We start from the raw sequence: 19,432 nt of genomic DNA, 5'->3' as shown, positions 1-19,432 counted from the left end.
CCTGCGGCCACATTTATCAAGGGTCGCAAATTATACAGCAAAAACGAGTCAACAGTTAGTGATTAGTGTTTATAAACTTGATTAATCTTGCTTATACCGTTTAAAAATAAGAGATGTATTAATCCCACCAAATGCAAAGTTATTACTCATGACATAATCGGTGTTAATTTCTCGCCCTTGTGTCTTAATATAATCAAGCTCAGCGCAATCATTATCTATATCGGTTAAATTTATTGTAGGTGCAAACCAATTATCGCTCATCATATTAATAGTAGCCCATGCTTCTATTGCACCACACGCCCCTAAAGTATGCCCTAAATAGCTTTTTAAAGAACTAATAGGTTTAACTCCCAGCGCATTAAAAGTAGCATGAGACTCAGCAATATCACCTCTATCGGTTGAGGTACCATGCGCATTGACATAACCTACTTTATCAGGTGATAAATTGGCATCTTGCAATGCCATTTCAATGGCTATTTGCATGGTATCTGAAGATGGTTGAGTAACATGTTGTCCATCAGAGTTACAGCCAAAACCGACAACCTCAGCCAATATATTTGCCCCTCTAGCTTTAGCATGCTCATACTCTTCAAGTATTAAAGTACCGGCACCTTCTCCTATAACCAAGCCATCACGGCTTTTATCAAATGGGCGAGGCGTATTTTTAGGGGTGTCATTTTTAATACTTGTAGCATACAGCGTATCAAATACAGCTGCTTCGGTAATACAAAGCTCTTCTGCCCCCCCTGCTACCATTACTTTTTGACGACCAAACTTAATTGCCTCATAGGCGTAGCCAATACCCTGCGAGCCAGACGTACATGCCGAACTTGTGGTGATCACTCGTCCTTTTAAGCCAAAAAAAACGCCTACATTTACTGGCGCTGTATGTGCCATCATTTGAATATAGCTTGTAGCTGTGACTCCAGACATTGAGCCACTTTCCAACATATTTGCAAATGCGAGAAGCGGCGGTGTTGAGCCGGTGGATGAGCCATATGCTACACCGGTAGAGCCATCTGTAAGACTTTTATGTTCAAGTAAATCAGCTTGCTCAAGCGCACGCTCAGTTGCACGTGTGGACATAAGTGCCACTCGCCCCATTGAGCGTATTTGCTTACGTTTATAATGGTTAGGTTTTTCAAAATGGGTGACAGGGGCAGCTAAGCGTGTATTAAGCCCATCAGCTTTATCCCATTCACGCATTGTTACAACTGCATTTTCACCTTTAATCAAGGCGCTTTTAAATTCATCCCAATCATCGCCCAATGCGGTTATAACCGACATCCCTGTAACAACAACACGTTTCATTAAACCATCCCGCCGTTAACCGAAATAACTTGGCGAGTGATGTAAGCAGCATCATCAGACATTAAAAATGCAACTGTACCAGCCACTTCGTTCACTGTTCCCATACGTTTAAGTGGAATCATTTTCATCATTTCAGCAACCGGAAGCTCATCCGTCATTGCTGTTTCAATTAAACCAGGCGCTACACAATTTACAGTAATTTTTCGATTAGCTAGTTCCAGCGATAGGGCTTTGGTAGCGCCAATAATACCTGCTTTCGCTGCGCTGTAATTTACTTGCCCTCTGTTGCCCGCAATACCCGACACTGAAGCCATAGTAATAATGCGCCCACCTTTACGAGTTTGTACCATGGGCATAACTGTTGGGTGCACAACATTATAAAAGCCATCTAACCCAGTTCTAATTACGCTATCCCAATCATCGCCCTGCATTGCCGGAAAAGCCATATCGTTGGTAATGCCCGCATTACACACCACACCATAGTAAGCACCATTGTTTGTAATATCTTGCTCAATTTGTTGCTTTGCCGCTGCTCTATCGCATACGTCAAATTGTAGTAGTGTAGTGCTTTGTCCAAGTGCGTGTATTTCTGCACATGTTTGCTGAGCTTGCTCTAAACCAGTTCTGCAATGAACAGTAATGTCATAGCCTTGAGCTGCAAGTTTAAGTGCAATAGCCTTACCTATACCCCGGCTAGAGCCGGTCACTAAAATTCTTTTATTCATTGGTTTTCTCTTATAAATTCCAGCGGTTCTTCTGGCTGAAATACATTTATTTTTGCATCACACAGTATTTTTTTATTTTCACTTATTTGGCATTCAAACACACTTAAACCAGATTCTTCTTGGTAAAGCTTGTGAACATAAATAGTTAAGGTGCTGTTTTTATAAAACATAGTCTGATGTGTTTTATATTTTCGCGTGCCGATCAAAAAGCCAATTTTAACCGCTTCATTAATATCGTTAGCTAATGCTCCAGCATAGGCAGCTATAGACTGGGCCATATATTCAACACCGATATAACTTGGCACTCCCTCAATTTGCTCATTATAAAAAGGGCTTTGGGGTGTAATAGTCACAGAGCAGGTTGCACTTTCATCGCTGTATTCAACTAACTGATCTATTAAGATCATAGGAGCATCGTGGGGTACAACCTGCTCTATAGAATAATTATTCATTATGAGTACCTAAAATCAAACTAGCATTATTACCACCAAACGCAAATGAGTTAGATAGACAGTAATTTAATTTAACCGTGCTAGCTTGCTCAATAACGTTAACATCTGCCAGCTTATTTCTGTGTGTGCATTTATTAAAAGGCAAAGTAATATTTCCTCTCCCTCTGAGCAACAGCCAACAAATACCTGCTTCAATTGCACCAGCTGCACCTAAAGTGTGCCCAGTTAAGTACTTACTGGAGCTCAGCGGTGTATTGTTGCCAAACACACTATTAATTGCAAGGGCTTCCATTTCGTCATTTTTAATTGTCGCTGTGCCGTGTGCATTTATATAGTCAATATCACTAGGTAATAAGTCAGCAACGGCCAGAGCTGCTTTCATTGCCGATTTTGCACCATTACCGCTAGGGTCTGGCGCCGAAATGTGATGAGCATCAGAGCTTTCACCACCACCTAAAAACATGACGCCATTTTCTAACGGTGCTTCTTTACTCATGACAAATAACGCAGCACCCTCACCAATATTAATACCATCTCTGTCATCGCAAAAAGGCTTACACATTCCAGTGCTCATTGATGCCAAGGCATTAAATCCATTAATGGTAAGTTTGCAAAGGCTGTCTACGCCACCACAAATTACAACGTCTGCTAAGTCAGCAGTTATTAAAGCTTTTGCGCTAATGAGAGCTTTAGCACTTGAGGTACATGCCGTTGAAATACTATAACAAGGGCCTAACGCCCCTACTTTTTCGGCTATGTAATGCGCAGGAGTAGCAAGTTCTTGATCAGCATATAAAAAGTCACTTGGCCACACACCTGAACTGTCGTGTTCAGCTCGAGCTTGTTCGCCATCATGCACCCCAGATGTACTTGTACCTACCACAACAGCAATTCGTGATTTATCAATATGTGAAAAACGCTTAAGTGTTGGGGATATTTGCTCAAGGGCTATATCAATTAGCGTATCAATACGGTGCTTTTGATTTAGAGGAACGCAGTCCACGTGCCCAATATAAAATGGCAAACCCTCTGTGCTTAAATCTTTTGTCTTTAAAAGCTGTGGGGCTTCATTATTTTGTAAGTTATTTAGGCTAATAATTGTATCTTCAACGCCTTTGCCCATTGCACTTACAATGCCTAAATCATTTAACCAAAAAGTCACTAGTTTACCTTCTCAAATGTAATTTGATAATGTCGCTCACTATTATTTAGTACTGTTTTATTATCGCTATAATTTATTGTAATAATCGAGCGGTTATTTTTTACTACACGCCTTTGTGTGGCTATCTGCTTTATAATCGCCCCAGATATTTTCTCATTAAGAAATAATACAGGCCAATGCACTAAGGCAATATCTGCCAATATATAAGCTGGGTCTAAATCAACACCGACTATCATTTTAGTAACATTAGGTGGTTGGTTATTTAGTTTCTCAAGCTTTAAAATAGGTAAGCCTTGTGTAGTCATTAACAATAAGTTGATAGTACCCTGCTTGTTTATTTCTAATTGTGCTAATAATGTATGCTCTTTCTCATTGTTTTGAATATATAAAACATGCTGCCAATTTTGATCAAACATTTGTACAGGCACATGCGAAATATCAAGTGTAGTGGCTGCAGAAATATCAACACGCTCACTGCTTTTATATGTGCTACTACATGCTGTTATGCAAACACACACTAAAGCTATAAAAGTACATTTTAAAAAGTGTCTGGTATGAGCCTCAATAACTGGGATTAATTTTGACATAGCTGCGCTAATACATTTAAACGACGCTCACTTTGAGCAACAAATGGATTATTTTTATCCCATGCGTAACCCGCTAAAATAGCACTGATCATTTCACGAACCTGCGAGTTTTGTTCTGAATAAAAAATAACGTCTTGAAATCGGGTATCGTACCAACCTTTAACAAAGGTTTTAAAACAATCAACTCCTGCCTGCAATGGCTCGGCGTAACATTCCTCAAAATCAATCACTTCTCCATTTAAATAATCATCAATAAGGGGGGCAATTAAGTGTGCAGACTTTAAAGCAATAGTCACCCCAGATGAAAACACCGGATCTAAAAATTCACCCGCATTGCCTAGTAAAGCAAAATGCTTTCCATGTAGCGTACATACATTAGCAGAGTAACCACTAATGCTACGCGCTTGTGTTATAGGTACGCGATTAGCTAAAAGTTTTTTTAAGTAAGGGTCTTGCTCTATAAACTGTTTTAAGGTGTCAGCTTCACTACTCTCATTAAAGCGTGTTTGCTTTGCAACAACCCCAATGCTGGACGTGCCATCACTAAAGGGGATGAGCCAATACCAAACATCATTAAATTTAGGGTGAACGGTTATTAAAATTTTATTTCTATCAAACAGCTCGTCAGTAATGCCATCATTAAAGTGACTGAAATAAGCACTACGCACAGGAAAAGTAGAAGGTTTTTCTAAATTTAAAAGTTTTGGTAAAACTCGGCCGAAACCACTCGCATCAAGTACAAACTTAGCCCTTACATCATACGTTTGATTTTTATTATTTTGCACTTGCAGCGTCGCACTAGCAGCTTCATCAGTAAAACCAATAACACTATGCTGATAGCGAATTTCAACGCCTTGATGCTGCGCTCTATCAGCAATCAGCTTATCAAAATCAGCCCGTTTAACTTGAAAAGTAGTACCCGGGCCTAGGCTAAATTTTTCAGTAAAATTTATAGCTGTATTTTGGCCATTACGATGAAACGCAGCACCATCTTTAAATTGAAAGCCAAGCTCATCTGCATGTTCATGTATTGTGTTAACTAGCCCAGCATCAGCTAAATACTCCATACATTGAGGTAATAAGCTTTCGCCAATTGAAAAACGAGGAAATACTTGTTGCTCTAGCACCAGCACTTTCCAGCCTTTTTGTACTAATAAGCTACTTACAAGTGCACCTGAAGGCCCTGCTCCTATAACCACAACATCATACTGCTCAAGGTTGTTCAAATTATTATTCCTTTTGAGACTTTAATACACTTAATGGAGATAAAATATATACGGCTAAAATCCCTACCATAACAGTAAGGCCAAAACTAAAAATGGCGGGAGTATTTGAAAAGGCGAGCATACCAAATACACACATCGAAGAGGCGGCCGACAAGCTAATGGCCAATACATTTACCGCCGTTAAGTTGTTAATTTGGTAAAACACTAAATAATCTATGGCTAGGCCAATAATGAGTAAGCCACCTAGCAGATTAAAAATTGAGATACTTCCTTGCGCTGCATTACATACCCAAAGCATAGTCAATAGGCTGGCACTTAATGTTATCACCTGCACAGTGCCAATCCGAAGGCCAAATTTATAGCTAAATAAAACAAAGCAAATAACAATGGCCACGCCCAATGTAAGCAATAAATACTGGCTGTAGTTTTCAAGTAGGCTACTGATTTGCTCAGGCTTGTTATATATAAACGCATCTTCATAAGCATTAACGCTAGAAGTTAACGCGTGCGTGGATATTCCCGATACAGAAAACCAAGTAACAGCCTTATTAGGCTCAACAAACATTTGAGCATTTAAAAGTGCTGAAAAATGACTATTTGCTAAAGCGTCGTAACTCAAAAGTTCTGTGTTAGCTGACTCAACTTTTATCCCTGTATATTTTTCAGTGATAGTTAACACATCGTTTTTAACAGCCCCGTTAAAGAGCGCTAAATTATTTTTTTGCGTGCGCTTACTAGGTAACCAACGCTTAATAGCATTGTGTTTAAGATGTGGGTTAATACGCTTTAAATCATCTATTAGTTGCTCTTGCTTTTGCAGTAGTTGTTCAGCATTTGATGCAAATAAAAATACAATGTGGGCATCTAACTGTCCCATTAAAGTTAAATGCTTTTGCTCATTAAGTATTAGTTGTTGTGGGCTTGCATTTAGTAAACGTACATCGTTGTTAAATGAAATGGGTTTAAGGTAAAACAAAAACATTAACACCAGCCCCAATACGAGTAAAACCGATTGCTTACAACGGTTAAAGCGCACCATTAAACCTAATAACTGCTGACTTTTAATCAAACTTCGCTCAGAGAGTACAAGCTTAGATTGCCAGATAGGTAATATAATTAATGTGAATAACCAGGCGCTCGCAAGCCCAGCAATTACAAACACTGCTACTTGCGATAAAAGTGAAATTGGCGCACCTAATAAACAGCTATAGCCGAGGCCTGTTGTAATAAAAGATAAAAGCAAAGCTGTTTTTGTGCCTTTACTTAACCCACTACTTTGGTAAAAACTGTTGCCATACGCTAAATCAGTCATCGCATGAAATGCATAATCAATAGCTATACCAATTAGGGTTACAGCAAAAACCAGTGTTAATAAATGAATCGAATTAAACACAAATACCATGGCCGTAGCACCACCAGCCAGTGCACTAAGTACGGTTAAGCTTGCAAGTAAAATGCTACTGACTTGCCTAAATACCCAAAACACCATTAAAAGTAATGCGATTACACTAAGGCCACCAAATAAGCTCATTTCATACTTAGCTTGCTGAGCGTTTTCAGCTGTATGAAAAAGAGCACCTGAATAGCGAATAGTGGTCTGTGGGTACGTATCATTTAAACTTTCAAGCTTATTTTTAATGCTGCTCGCAAGCTTAATAGACTCATCAATTGGGAGGCTATTGTTAGGAATGGTAGCCAATATAACAGCATAATCAGTATGATTTAGACGGCGCGTTAACCGCTCATTTTTTAAAGAGAATAACTGACTTTGTTTTAAATTATCGCCTATAAATGCAGCAAGACTTAAACTAATATCGGCTTTTAGGGTGGCACTTACAAAAGGGTTTCCTAATTGATTTAATTGAGTAAGGTAAAATGACTCAAACTGTGCTTTATCAACCATACTATTTTTATAATTGTCGCTAAGCAGCGCATGTTGATACGCAGAGAACACTGAAGATAACTGCACAATGCTTGGCAGTTCAAAGCTATTTTTTATATCACGTTTTAACAGCCATGATTTAAGCTCGTCATGTGCTAAGTTTTTACCATCACCAGTAAATGAAAACATAATACGGTTTGCATTTTTTTTAAAAAAGACCTCTTCGCCGTACGCCAATTGAGAATGTGATTTTGGTAATAAACTAAACATATCAGCATTTAATACAGGCTTAGTGATATACAAAGCAGCACAAAGTAAAACAGCTAAAAAACCAAACCATGTAATAAGTACACTAATACGTTTAATCACATCACTTTTCCGAAGGTTACTTACACTTATTAATTATTAGGTGTATTTGCATAAGAAAACTCTATTACTGTGTTGCTACCCGAGTGCTCATTTAAGGTTATACTTTGTACACGCTGGTTATTTTCACAAAGAATAAAATGGCTAAACAGCTGTTTTAATAGCGTATCTTTTGGCTTTAATAATAAACAGCCTGTTTGATTTGTTACATCAAACCGCGCATATAAGGCTTTCATATCTAATGCGAGTAAGTCAGTTAATAAGCCTACAAACTGCTCGCTGCCAGGCTGAGGAGTAAGCTCACCCTCTTTATTTTTCACAAATACTTGGCCATTCTCGATTAGTAATGTACTTTGCACTGGTGTTTTTACATACCAAAGCAGCTTTTCCCCTTCAAGTGTAAACTCCCCTTTAGAGATGAATGGTTTAGAGAAACCGGCAAAATGCTTTAATTGCTTAAATTCACCCGAAACTGTCGTAGCAGCTAATAAACTGGCACTAAAAAAAACAAAATAAAGAGCACTAACAAACACACAATTTTTTAAATAATTCATAGCATCATCCAATATTAGCTAAGTATTTTTGCAAGCTTATCAACTATCACCGCTGGTGAGGCAAACTGCATTTCTTTAGTCGATATCTCAACAGCAACTTGAGTGGTAGTCGCTTTAGTAATACGCTTATTCGTTATGGCATCTGTAATTACATAATCAATTTTTAATCGGTTTTCGAACTCTTTTAAATGCGCGGTCACTTTAATTTTTTGGGTAAATATGGCGGATGCCACGTACTTAATTTGCATATCCACTATTGGCCACGCATAACCCGACTCCATCATTTGAGGATAGTCGTAATCAAATAATCGCAGTAACTCACAGCGAGCCACCTCTAAGTAGCGAGGGTAATTACCATGCCATACAACATTCATCGGATCGCAGTCATGAAATGGAATTTCAATTTCCACTTCATGAGTTAGCAAAGCGCCTTTACTATTCATATAAAGCCCAACGTTTTTCTTGAATATAACTAATGGTTTGTCTAAGTACCGCTTCCATTGGCCTATCTTCAGTTAGGTTTTCGAAATAATGAGTTATGTCAGTATACATCGCTTGCATATCTGCAGTTAAACTTGAAAATTCAAGTTCGCCTTGTTTAATACGCAGCCTCACTCCTTGAATACTTGCTAGTAACGTACTTGCAACAACCTGCTCTGTAAGCTGTAAAATACGCAAACAATCACGTGAGGCAATAGTCCCCATACTTACTTTATCTTGATTATGGCACTCAGTAGAGCGAGAAAATACACTTGCAGGCATCGTTAACTTAAGCGCTTCAGCAGTATAGGCACTGGCGCCTATTTGCACGGCTTTAAAGCCATGATTTATGTAACGACGTTCAGCCTCACTGTCTGATAAATTTGATGGTAATCCATTATTAAATTTAGTATCGACCAATGAAGCGATTTGCCTGTCAGCTAAATCTGCCAGATTTGCAATCGCTGTTTTCATACTATCCATTGCCATTGCAATGTGGCCGCCATAAAAATGGCCACCATGAAGTACATGCTCACCCTCGCCATCAATAATAGGGTTATCGTTTGCAGAATTAAGCTCGTTTTCTATCATCTGCCTGAAAAATGGCAAACTATCTTGCAATACACCAATAACATGCGGTGCACAGCGAATAGAGTACCTATCTTGCAGTCTATCAGCGTTACGAGGATGGTCATGATGGTTTAAATCATCTCGTATCCATTTAGCAACTTGTTGCTGCCCAGGATGAGGCTTAACAGAGAATAAAATTTCATCAAAATGATGACTATTACCTTTAAGAGCAAGGCTAGACAATGCAGTAATCCTACTTGCAAGTTTTGCTAAATAATTAGCTCTATCAAACGCTAAACAAGCCAGTGCGGTCATCACAGCTGTACCATTCATAACTGCAAGCCCCTCTTTTGGGCGAAGCGTTAAAGGCTTTAAACCTGCCGCTTGCATTACCTGTGCGCTGTTAAGTATTTTATCTTTGTAAAAAACATCACGTTCACCAACCATAGCACCTGCTACATACGACAGTGGGGTTAAATCACCGCTAGCGCCTACCGAGCCTTCTTGAGGAATAACAGGTACTATATCAAGGTTTAAATAGTCTTTGAGAAGATTAAGCATTTCCCAGCTTACGCCAGAATAGCCTTGTGAAAGTGATGCTAAGCGCGTAGCTAAAATTGCACGCCCTTGCACTTTATTAAACACATCGCCTAGTCCACAACCATGAAAGCGCGTTAAATGTAATGGCAGCTCATCAACTAAGTTAAGTGGCACAGGAACCGTGACTGAGTCACCATAGCCTGTAGTTACCCCATAAATCACACCATCTTCTTTGAGTAGAGAGTCTAAAAAGCTAAGCGCGCTATCAATTTTTGCGCTAAATTGCTCGCAGCCACTTAATTGCACCTGAGTATTTTGATGTGCAATATTAACAATATCTTCAATAGAAAGTTGTTGGTTTCCAAAAAGCTGTACTTCCTGAGCTGACACTCTACTTCTCCTTTGCATTGCTGCGTTCTACTTGCTGATCGTTTTGCCAAAAATCATAAAAATTAAACCACTGATAAGGATACCGCGCGGCATAAAAGCCTAAACGTGCAGAAAAATCTGTAATTACAGTGGTTAATAGACCTTGCCTTTGTGAGCGGGGTATTTTTAATGTTTGGCTATAATGTTCAAAAATCACATGATACTTTTTTGTTTTTTTATCTTTTAAGCAAAATAAAAAGTAAACGGGGCAATCTAATAATGCAGCTAATATAAAAGGCCCTTGAGAAAAAGATGCTGGCTTACCTAAAAACTCAACACGTGTTGATCGCTCACCCGTTGTAGCGCTTGTTCTATCACCAACAATAACGACTATTTCACCCTGCTCTACTTTATCTTTTAATAAAATAGCTAGATCAGGCCCCATATCGCTCACTTGAATTAAGTTAACCGACACCGCGGGGTTAATTTTTTTAAGCATTTTATTAAATTCAACAGCGTGATGAGTAAATACAAGCACATTAATTTTTTTACTGCTGCGATGCTGGCTCAGTGCTCTACATACCTCAAGGTTACCCAAGTGAGAGCCAATAAAAATGGCCCCTTGCTGTTGCTCATTTAAATCAATAAACAGCTGTTCATTAGTATATTGGATATCCTTTTTTGAAATTCGACCGAGCCAACCATCAATTTTATCAAGGGCGCTATCGGCAAAACTACAAAAATGCATAAGCTGTTGTTTAAAAGTTACTTTACGCTCAACATTATTGTAATTATTAACTTGGACTAAAAACTGCTTAGAAGCCGCGCGTGCAACTTTACCGGTAATAAACAAATAGCAAACAACCGGGAATAAAATAACCCACAACCCTTTACGGCCAAGTACTTTATGGGCAAATAGTAATATTTGTATACCTAAAAAGTTACCTCGCTCTTGCATTTTAGACCAATGTTTAACGGCCATAACGTCTCTTATATTTATGCCATAGTAAGACAGGTGAACGAAGCAGCATGCCAAAAAATAAACGCGTATGTAACCACGAAATACGCACATTATCTTGGAGTGGCTGGAAGTGTGACAAGCCATTTTCTGGGTAAATAACCTGGCTTGGTAAAAAAACAAATGGAACGTTGCGCCAATATAACCTAACCAGTATTTCTGGATCAAAGTCCATACGCTTACCGAGATTAACCTCACTTATAAGCTTATTAGTCACATTTAAAGGGTAGACTCTAAAACCACACATTGAGTCCACAATTTTAAAGCTGAGCGTTTCTATCCATACCCACACATGGGTTAAATAACGTGCTAAGTAACGGTGCTTAGGAACCGATTCATCATACACTGGGCAACAACTAATTAATGCCTGTGGGTGTGTGTTTGAAAGCTCAATCAACTTTTTGATATCTGATAAATTATGTTGCCCATCTGCATCTACTTGTATTGCATGGCTATAACCTTGCTCATACGCGCAGCGCAATCCTGTTTGTACCGCACCGCCTTTGCCTTCATTTTTCTCATGCGATATAAGAGTGAGGTGGGCATATTTTTTCTCAAGAGTAGCAAAAAGAGATTTAGCCTGCACACTACTGGCATCATCAACCATTATTATTGGCAGCGTATACTCAGTTAACGTTGCAAGTACTTCATCAATAACACTTACATGATTAAAATTAGGTATAACAATACAAAAATTATTCATCTGTATCACTTTTAAACACTATACGCCCTGAGGCGTGTTGGCCTTTATCTGATTGATACGAAAAGCCATACTTACCGCCAGGCTTTTCTTCTACAGTTAATTTAATTGTTAGACCAGGGGTAATAACAACCTGAAACTTAAGCACTTCAATATCTTTTACTTCACGTTTAACATTAAAGTATTTTCGCACGGCATCTACTGCCCAATCGAGCTGCACTACACCTGCTAAAATAGGGCCTTGACTAAAGTGACCTTTAAAATAATCTAAACTTGGCGGTATAAAAAGCGTTAGGCAATGATTCTGTGTTGACGATACACAGTTAACAAGTTCAGGCTTTGTGTTAATCAACTTTGACAAAAAGAGACTCCAATACTTTTAAATTTATTTTAGCTTGCGTGTTGTAGGGTAATTGATTTAGAAAACGCCATTTTTTAGGCGTGCAGATCCCTTCAAAACGATTCAATGTATGTGTTTTTAAAAGCGTATTAGTCGCTAACTTTCCATTGGCGTTTAAATATGCTCGTCCTTTATGTGTAAGCACTATAACAGCGCCTAATACTAAACGTTTCCCATTTAGCGTTATTACTTTAGCTTCCTGTACCCACTCACTTTTGCATAAATGTAGCTCTAGTTCGTCAAGGCTTAAGCGTTTTTCTTCAAGCTTTATAATACGGTCAAAACGACCTAGTAATTCAAATTGGCCATTTTGAAATAATGTACCTCGGTCATCTAATAAATAGTTTGTTTGCTCAACTAAAGGCGAATTCAACACTAATCGTTGTTCAGAGGTACTGTGTAATGTGATCCCTAAAAATGGCTGCCAATGACTAACGTTCTCTAAAGACACAACCTGACGATATGCAATTCCGCCAGTTTCGGTGCTGCCAAATACTTGAGTAATGGGTTTATTTAGCTGTTTATTTAAAGTGACAGCGTCTTCATTTTGAAGCGGCCCACCGGATGAGAAAACCCACTGTAAATGTGACTTTTCTTCTATTAAAACGTTATCTAGATGCAGCCGCTTTAGCTGTGCCGGACTGGATATAAATACGGCCTGTGTAATTGTTTTAAGTTTAGTAGCAATATGTTCGGGGTAGTTAAGCAAGTCTGTATCAATTATTTGGTTATTGCTAAGCGGCCATAACACTCTAAATAACAAACCGTAAATATGCTGATGCGAAACACTGGCAATAAATACAGGGTTACGTGTTAAAGCAAACGTACTGTTGAGCGTTTTTATCTCTTTATTAAGCACTCGCCACGATTTAAAAATAGGCTTCGCTTGACCTGAAGAGCCAGAAGTATAAAAAACAAGGTTACCTTCACTCGGCCAAGCAATTTTATTGAACGGTGTGTAGTTAGGTGTAGTTGTTAAATTACCAATATTTTCAAATGGCGTAGTCGCATGCTCGACCAAATCACTATCGCCCAAATAGTAAGGGGTTTGCTCTAAAAGCGCATTGAGTGTTTCGCTTTGACCATTAGGCGGTAAAATTATAGTCCAGCCTTTATGCGCCAATGCAAAAAGGTTTACAGCAAAATCATAGCTACTACTGTTGAAAAGCACTGCCGATGCTTTAGTAGGCGATTGCGGAATTTTAGCCAAAACTTGATTAATATCATTAACAAATTGACGCTCAGATAACGCTGAGCCATTATGATTAAATCGAATATTTATGCTTGCGTTATCTAAAGTATTAAACACCTGCATTCCTTTTTACTTTTTTCCTTACTAACCACTCTACTGCAAATAAAACACCCATAATAATGTATGCAATAAAACCGTTATAAAATGCCCACACATCAAGAGCTGTATACACACTAGTGTATAACGCTATACTGGCGTTAAAAACAAAAAAAACGCACCATATTTTAGTTACATTTTTAGTGTACGAAATGGCTCTTTTATCAAGCTTTGGCTCAGTGATACGCGCAAACGTTTCTATGATACTTGGACCTTTATAAAGCGAGTAAGCAAAAACAAAAAACATAACAGTATTTACAATAACCGGATAAAGCCGAATACCAAAATCACTGCCCATCGTTTTAGATAAGCCAATAGCTAAAATTCCAAGTAATGAGGCTGGCTTTATCCATGGCATTTTAGCTAATAAAGGCTTGCTTAGCCAAAGCCTTATTATTAACAGTGTTAATAAAATCACAGTGAGTAAATAACTGTTGAAACGTGTCAGCCCTATATAAACAATGAAAGGGTAACAGGTTAAAAAAATCATTATTAACGCTGTTAAAAATGCCTTAAACATGCTTATTTAACGAGCTTTTCTATTTCAGATACAACATCTTGCACAGTGCGAACTTGTTTAAATGCGTCAGGCTCAATTTTCTTACCTGTAATTTCACGTAACTTAACAACTAAATCTACAGCGTCAATACTGTCTAAGTCTAAATCTTCGTACAGGTTAGCTTCTAAAGAGATATCTTCAGCATCTATTTCAAATTCATTTTCTAAAATGCCGTGTAATACATCATAAATTTCAGCAGCGGTTTTCATTATTATTCCTAGTGTGTGTTAATTAAGTACGTGATTGTTCTATAAATTGCGCTAAAGAGTTAACACTCGCAAAATGCGCTTTAGTTTGTTCTGAATTTGCATCAATTTTTACGTCAAATTCTTTTTTGATAGCAAGCCCGAGCTCTAGCGCATCAATGCTATCTAGCCCTAAACCATCTACAAATAAAGGCTCGTCGTCTTTTATATCGGCAGTGGTCATATCTTCAAGATCTAGGCTCGAAATAATCAATTGTTTAATTTGTTGTTTTAATTCACTCATATATAGCTAAGCTCTTTTGTAAAGTATTGTTGTAAGCCTTTCGTAAGCTGGCGGGACTGTATTGCAGGTACGTCGCTTGTATAAATAATATCGCTTTTGAAAGAATGTGGTGCTAGTTGCATAAAAAAATGCGCTTGGTATGGGGCTACTTTGTACCAAGGCGTCCCTTTAGTTAACGTATTAGGTTTCATTTTAATCAATACGGTGGTTATAGGGGCATGACATCTAAGGGCTATATTTGCAGCCCCTCTTTTAAATTTAAGCGAATTATGAGGTACTGAACGTGTTCCCTCAGGAAAAACAATTAAGTTATTCCCTCTTTTTAGTGTTTGCTCGCATTCTTTTAATAATTCTTGCGGGTCTTCATTGCTTATATAACCTGTACTTTTTATCACACCACGCATAAAAGGGTTTTTAAAAAGGTGTGCTTTTACAACGCAATCAACATTTTTAATAACCGATATAAGTACCACAACATCAATAAGTGATGGGTGATTAGCCAAAACAAGCTCGCCTTTCAAATTAGCTAAATGGGCTTTATCTTTAATATGAAAACGGATAGCGCCAGTATAATGCATTAAAGCGACAAAAAATTTAAAGCTATAATGCACTACCGTACGCGCATCTTCTTTTTGCTTTACAGGACAGCGTTGAAATAAACGTTGAACGGGGAATAGTAGTAAGGCTAAAAATAGCCCACCCAAACCAAATACACTAAAACAAAGGCCAGTGGCTATAATGCGCCAAACAAGGCCTATTACTCTTATTATTGTATTAAGCATAGTGTGTTAACAACCAACCATTAGCACTGGCGCTTTGTTTGTTAAACATTGCTTTAGCAAGCTCTAAACTTAAAGGAGTAGTTGTTTGTTCGCTATTGTTAGTGGCTTGTTTAGTTAAACTAAAATGAGCTTCTTTTTCTGTAGCTAAACGTATAACTAACGCAATAGAATGTGTTATTTGTGCCTCATCAACAAATGTTGTGTACGGCTCTGGGAGTGACTCATCTGTATGCACAAGTAATATATGTGGTTGTTTATACTCAACCAACTTTATATATGCTTCAATCAAAGCGCAAGCAAAGCTATCCTTACCCGCTGCGATAGCGTTCATAGGTTGGGTGTTACCGCTAATAATGCTATACATACCAATCGCAGCGTTGTGCACACTTAAACCAAAGCCTGTCGGAGATAGAGGTTGTTTCTCACCAAGCTCTCCTAATAAATTAGCTGTTTTATGGAAATCGCCATGGCGTGATGAAAAAATAACAGGCATGTTTTCATACCCTTTATCATTTGTAACCTGGTGCGCAGTATGTAAAACCATTTTTACAAATGGTGTCATTCTTCTGCGCTGCATTGCAGGTACCCAACTTAATGTAATTGGTGATGAGTCGTACCAATTTTCAGAGGGGCTTTGTCGCTGTTCAGGCTTAATCCATGTAGCGAGTTGTTCAACAACAAATTTCACAAATAAACGTTATTTAGTAAGTAAGGGGGCGAGAATTTTACCGATATTAGCAATAAAAGTAAAATATTCATTAAATAAATGCCAGCACTTACTAACTGTTCAGCGCTGGCTCATATAACCTAAGAAAGCAAAGCAATATCACTTTGTTTTATACACTTAGCTTTATTGCCCACAATATCATCAACGTTAAGCGCGTTTATTAAGGCCTCGCCTTGTGCTTGTTGCTCATCGCTCAGTGGAACATACGGTAATCTAAATACGGGATTTACCGCGCCTGTCATCATCATTGCGGTGTTTATTGCAATCGGGTTTGGCTCGCAGAATAGCCAGTTCATTAAAGGTTGTAATGAGGTATTTAACGCATCATTTTTAGTATCCATTAATTGGCGGAACAACCCTGGTATAAGATTAGATGTGACCGATATAACACCGTGTGCATTGTGCGTGTGACGTGCATCGTGTGCTTCGTCATCGTTACCTGACCAACACGCAATGCCTTGCTGTTCGTAATGAGCAATACGCTCGTTACCACCACATTCTTTTACACCAATTAAATTAGGGTGTTTTGCTAATGGCTCAATAATATCAGGGGTTAAATCTTGCCCTGTGCGCCCTGCTACGTTGTAAATAAACGCAGGGCCAATATCCAGTACACGTTTAAAGTGCTCGTTAACACCAGCAATAGAAGTGCGGCCATAATATGGGTTAATTTGCAGCGCGGCATGCATACCACTTGCAAAGCCATACTTAGTGGCTTTAATAGCTTCGCGGGTATTATTGCTACCCGTATTCCCTACAATCACGAGCTTATCGCCATATTTATTTGCACTGTGCGCGATAAGCATTAAATGCTCTTCCCAGTTCATTAGCTGGCCTTCGCCGGTTGTACCACCAACCACAATGCCATCTACACCCGCTGCAATTTGTATTTCAACGAGTTCATCGTACTTTGCTAAATCTATTTCACCATTGGCTAAGTATGGGGTTTTAATGGCGGTAATTAAGCTTGCTTGTTTAATTTGTTCTAGGGTGCGCATAAAAATTCATTATTTATAAAACTTGCGCTATTTGTAACATACTTGCACGCATTTTTGCAGGCCTAAGCGAATAATAAACGTAAAATGGCTTGTGTTATTTAGTTTGATAATACAAAATACAAATGCTGTACATTTAAACAGTGTTTGTATTTTTAACTTTAAGCGAGCCATTATGCGTTTATCTGACTACTTAGCCACTCATTTTTATAACACCGATGAGCTTTGCCATGCTTTAAATATTGATGCCGAGCAACTAGATACATGGCAGCAGCAAAGTATTTTTCCTAAACCAAGTTATTGTATAAAAAGCCAATTAAGTTGCAGCTCGTACTCTGGTTTGTATGAATGTGAAGAGTACGATGACTATTACCCGCGCGGCTGTGTAAATTGGGGGCAAGGGCTAATAAAACAAAAAATTGAATCCTCAAGCAATGCCTTTAATTACTTTGCGCAGCAGTACACGGCAAGCCTGAGTAAACTTGCCCAGCAAGGTTTTATTTTTAATGAAGAATTATTTGGCTGCGAAATAGACGAGCATTTACAGCAAGTGTGGCAACAGTTTTTATGCAGCAAATACGGCGTACTGACACAAAACGGTTTAATTGACGAAATAGTATGTGTGGATATAGGCCGCTTGCTGGTAGACGATATTACTGAATTGCGCACTAAAGGAAGTTTAAACCAGCAAGAGCGGACGCAGCTTCACCCCGCGATGAAATTACTCAATAAAGCATTGGGCCACGGTGCCGATCACGAAAAACAACACACATTACGCGCCCGTTACATAGATGCACTTATTTTAAAGTACGATTTATCGATTAAATAAAATGGCTGAGGTTTTAATACGAGGTGGGTATTTAAAAGACTAAGTAACGCAAATGGCGATGTATGTTTACGCCGCCACTGAATTTTACTCATTAACCAATATTAAGAGTGCTTTTTACTAGCCGATGGTGTTGTACACATCAATATTACTGCTTGTTACAAGCCCGGTAACTTGGGTACCAAATGCTTTGTAGTGAGGCTCTTGTTTATGAGCTTCAAAGTGTTCTTGCGACGCCCATTGCTCACTTACAAGGTACTCGGTATTGTCTGAGTCACGTTTAACCGACAACTCATAACGCAAACAACCCACTTCTTGACGTGAATACTTTTGCAGATTTTCGAGCGCAGTTAAAACAACCTCTGCGTCGATATTTTTGCTCGCTATAGTGGCAATTACCGTTAACATGCGGAGTCCTTTTAAAAAAATAAAGGTGCAGCTTTGCTACACCTAATGTTGTTTTGCGTATTTTATTACTGATCCCACTGCGGCGCAAAATCAGGCGTTGCTTGGCGGTCGCCACAATCAAGTCCGTCAATACGAGCAATGTCTTCAGCGTCTAATTTAACATGGTCATTAAAGTTATCTTCTAAGTTTTTACGCTTAGTTGACGATGGAATAGTGGTCATGCCGTTGGCATTAATCCATGCAATAACTACTTGCGCTGGCGATGCCTCATGCTTATTAGCAATATCTATAATAGTTTGATCTTTAAGTACTTTACCAACTACAAATGGCATATACGCTGTAACGTGAATATCGTGCTGGGCACAAAAAGCGCGTAGCTTAGTATTGGTTAAATACGGATGCACCTCAACTTGGTTAGTAAATATTTCTCGCGAATCAAGTGTTTGCATTGCTTCGTTTAAGTTGGCAATAGTAAAATTAGATACGCCAATATGTTTTGTTAAACCAAGCTGCTTAGCTTTTAAAAGCTCCGTTAGGTACTCACTCATTGGTTCATCATTTGAAGGCGCTGGCCAATGAATAAGCAGTAGATCGACAGAGTCTACTTGTAATTTCTCAAGTGACTTTTCAACGCTGGCAATAAAGTCAGTTTTGTTAAGCTTGTTGTTCCACACTTTGGTGGTTAAAAATATTTCGCTGCGCGGAATGTTACTATCTTTTATAGCTTGGCCTACTTGCTCTTCGTTACCATAAATTTGCGCAGTATCAATATGACGAAACCCCACTTCTAACGCCATTTTTACTGAATTGTAGGCGGTATCGCCTTCTAAACGGAATGTTCCCATGCCTAAATCTGGCATTTCTATTACACGTTGTGTCATGGCTCTGTCCTTATAAAATAATCGGTTAAAAATACAAACTGTTTAAAGTTTTACGAAATACACCTTTTACTTCTT

At 38.5% G+C, this 19,432-nt stretch carries 23 protein-coding genes; 1 reads left to right on the top strand and 22 read right to left on the bottom strand.

Annotated elements, in window-relative coordinates; translation table 11 throughout:
• Positions 1-81 precede the first annotated feature (81 nt).
• From PSH54_RS10835 to dapA, 20 genes are all read right to left on the bottom strand, one after another.
• Entirely contained in the window at positions 82-1,311 is a 1,230-nt protein-coding gene (locus PSH54_RS10835) for a beta-ketoacyl-ACP synthase (RefSeq protein ID WP_029772006.1), read from the bottom strand.
• The gene (fabG, locus tag PSH54_RS10830; RefSeq protein WP_273606124.1) at positions 1,311-2,036 is read right to left on the bottom strand and encodes a 3-oxoacyl-ACP reductase FabG; all 726 of its coding nucleotides are present in this window, start codon (positions 2,034-2,036) and stop codon (positions 1,311-1,313) included. The genes PSH54_RS10835 and fabG overlap by 1 nt, the downstream gene beginning before the upstream one ends.
• The gene (locus tag PSH54_RS10825) at positions 2,033-2,488 is read right to left on the bottom strand and encodes a hotdog family protein (RefSeq protein WP_273606123.1); all 456 of its coding nucleotides are present in this window, start codon (positions 2,486-2,488) and stop codon (positions 2,033-2,035) included. The genes fabG and PSH54_RS10825 overlap by 4 nt, the downstream gene beginning before the upstream one ends.
• Positions 2,481-3,650 (bottom strand): beta-ketoacyl-ACP synthase, encoded by a 1,170-nt coding sequence (locus PSH54_RS10820; RefSeq protein WP_273606122.1) that lies wholly within the window; start codon positions 3,648-3,650, stop codon positions 2,481-2,483. The genes PSH54_RS10825 and PSH54_RS10820 overlap by 8 nt, the downstream gene beginning before the upstream one ends.
• Complete coding sequence (locus PSH54_RS10815) at positions 3,650-4,237, bottom strand: DUF3261 domain-containing protein (RefSeq protein ID WP_004586466.1); 588 nt, start codon at positions 4,235-4,237, stop codon at positions 3,650-3,652. Before PSH54_RS10815 ends, PSH54_RS10820 begins: the two co-directional genes overlap by 1 nt.
• The gene (locus PSH54_RS10810; RefSeq protein ID WP_064387203.1) at positions 4,225-5,463 is read right to left on the bottom strand and encodes an NAD(P)/FAD-dependent oxidoreductase; all 1,239 of its coding nucleotides are present in this window, start codon (positions 5,461-5,463) and stop codon (positions 4,225-4,227) included. Before PSH54_RS10810 ends, PSH54_RS10815 begins: the two co-directional genes overlap by 13 nt.
• Positions 5,464-5,467: 4 nt before the next feature.
• The gene (locus PSH54_RS10805) at positions 5,468-7,714 is read right to left on the bottom strand and encodes a transporter (protein ID WP_273606121.1); all 2,247 of its coding nucleotides are present in this window, start codon (positions 7,712-7,714) and stop codon (positions 5,468-5,470) included.
• A gap of 29 nt (positions 7,715-7,743) precedes the next feature.
• The gene (locus PSH54_RS10800; protein WP_004586469.1) at positions 7,744-8,265 is read right to left on the bottom strand and encodes an outer membrane lipoprotein carrier protein LolA; all 522 of its coding nucleotides are present in this window, start codon (positions 8,263-8,265) and stop codon (positions 7,744-7,746) included.
• A gap of 14 nt (positions 8,266-8,279) precedes the next feature.
• Entirely contained in the window at positions 8,280-8,708 is a 429-nt protein-coding gene (locus PSH54_RS10795) for an acyl-CoA thioesterase (RefSeq protein ID WP_096042938.1), read from the bottom strand.
• On the bottom strand, positions 8,701-10,263 hold the full coding sequence (locus PSH54_RS10790; protein ID WP_443197771.1) for an HAL/PAL/TAL family ammonia-lyase: 1,563 nt from the start codon (positions 10,261-10,263) through the stop codon (positions 8,701-8,703). Before PSH54_RS10790 ends, PSH54_RS10795 begins: the two co-directional genes overlap by 8 nt.
• Positions 10,247-11,206, bottom strand: coding sequence for an LpxL/LpxP family acyltransferase (locus tag PSH54_RS10785; protein WP_029771996.1), 960 nt, complete (start codon positions 11,204-11,206; stop codon positions 10,247-10,249). The genes PSH54_RS10790 and PSH54_RS10785 overlap by 17 nt, the downstream gene beginning before the upstream one ends.
• Positions 11,196-11,945 (bottom strand): glycosyltransferase family 2 protein, encoded by a 750-nt coding sequence (locus tag PSH54_RS10780; protein WP_256846295.1) that lies wholly within the window; start codon positions 11,943-11,945, stop codon positions 11,196-11,198. The genes PSH54_RS10785 and PSH54_RS10780 overlap by 11 nt, the downstream gene beginning before the upstream one ends.
• Positions 11,938-12,303, bottom strand: coding sequence for an ApeI family dehydratase (locus PSH54_RS10775; protein ID WP_256846296.1), 366 nt, complete (start codon positions 12,301-12,303; stop codon positions 11,938-11,940). The genes PSH54_RS10780 and PSH54_RS10775 overlap by 8 nt, the downstream gene beginning before the upstream one ends.
• Positions 12,287-13,657, bottom strand: coding sequence for an AMP-binding protein (locus tag PSH54_RS10770; protein ID WP_273606119.1), 1,371 nt, complete (start codon positions 13,655-13,657; stop codon positions 12,287-12,289). The genes PSH54_RS10775 and PSH54_RS10770 overlap by 17 nt, the downstream gene beginning before the upstream one ends.
• Complete coding sequence (locus PSH54_RS10765) at positions 13,644-14,048, bottom strand: hypothetical protein (RefSeq protein WP_256846298.1); 405 nt, start codon at positions 14,046-14,048, stop codon at positions 13,644-13,646. The genes PSH54_RS10770 and PSH54_RS10765 overlap by 14 nt, the downstream gene beginning before the upstream one ends.
• Before the next feature lie 164 nt (positions 14,049-14,212).
• Positions 14,213-14,458, bottom strand: a complete 246-nt coding sequence (locus PSH54_RS10760) for an acyl carrier protein (protein ID WP_004586477.1) — start codon at positions 14,456-14,458, stop codon at positions 14,213-14,215.
• Positions 14,459-14,480: 22 nt separating this feature from the next.
• Positions 14,481-14,738 carry a phosphopantetheine-binding protein gene (locus PSH54_RS10755; protein WP_004586478.1) on the bottom strand — a complete coding sequence of 86 codons (258 nt, stop codon included), beginning with the start codon at positions 14,736-14,738 and terminating at the stop codon, positions 14,481-14,483.
• On the bottom strand, positions 14,735-15,520 hold the full coding sequence (locus tag PSH54_RS10750; RefSeq protein ID WP_273606118.1) for a lysophospholipid acyltransferase family protein: 786 nt from the start codon (positions 15,518-15,520) through the stop codon (positions 14,735-14,737). The genes PSH54_RS10755 and PSH54_RS10750 overlap by 4 nt, the downstream gene beginning before the upstream one ends.
• Positions 15,513-16,208 carry a beta-ketoacyl synthase chain length factor gene (locus PSH54_RS10745; RefSeq protein ID WP_095206597.1) on the bottom strand — a complete coding sequence of 232 codons (696 nt, stop codon included), beginning with the start codon at positions 16,206-16,208 and terminating at the stop codon, positions 15,513-15,515. The genes PSH54_RS10750 and PSH54_RS10745 overlap by 8 nt, the downstream gene beginning before the upstream one ends.
• A gap of 119 nt (positions 16,209-16,327) precedes the next feature.
• Complete coding sequence (dapA, locus tag PSH54_RS10740) at positions 16,328-17,245, bottom strand: 4-hydroxy-tetrahydrodipicolinate synthase (protein WP_029771987.1); 918 nt, start codon at positions 17,243-17,245, stop codon at positions 16,328-16,330.
• A 172-nt stretch (positions 17,246-17,417) separates the two neighbouring features.
• Between dapA and PSH54_RS10735 the strand changes: the two genes are divergently transcribed.
• Complete coding sequence (locus PSH54_RS10735; protein WP_024031799.1) at positions 17,418-18,071, top strand: DUF6058 family natural product biosynthesis protein; 654 nt, start codon at positions 17,418-17,420, stop codon at positions 18,069-18,071.
• 117 nt (positions 18,072-18,188) lie between these two features.
• Here PSH54_RS10735 and PSH54_RS10730 read toward each other — a convergent pair whose 3' ends face one another.
• Positions 18,189-18,476 (bottom strand): putative quinol monooxygenase, encoded by a 288-nt coding sequence (locus PSH54_RS10730; protein WP_004586483.1) that lies wholly within the window; start codon positions 18,474-18,476, stop codon positions 18,189-18,191.
• 65 nt (positions 18,477-18,541) lie between these two features.
• The gene (gene dkgB, locus PSH54_RS10725; RefSeq protein ID WP_004586484.1) at positions 18,542-19,357 is read right to left on the bottom strand and encodes a 2,5-didehydrogluconate reductase DkgB; all 816 of its coding nucleotides are present in this window, start codon (positions 19,355-19,357) and stop codon (positions 18,542-18,544) included.
• Positions 19,358-19,432: the final 75 nt, after the last annotated feature.

Origin of the sequence: Pseudoalteromonas sp. Angola-30 (assembly GCF_028599215.1) — a bacterium.
Lineage (GTDB): Bacteria > Pseudomonadota > Gammaproteobacteria > Enterobacterales > Alteromonadaceae > Pseudoalteromonas > Pseudoalteromonas atlantica.
The sequence above is the reverse complement of the archived record's forward strand: the minus strand, read 5'-3'. Positions and strand labels throughout refer to the sequence as shown.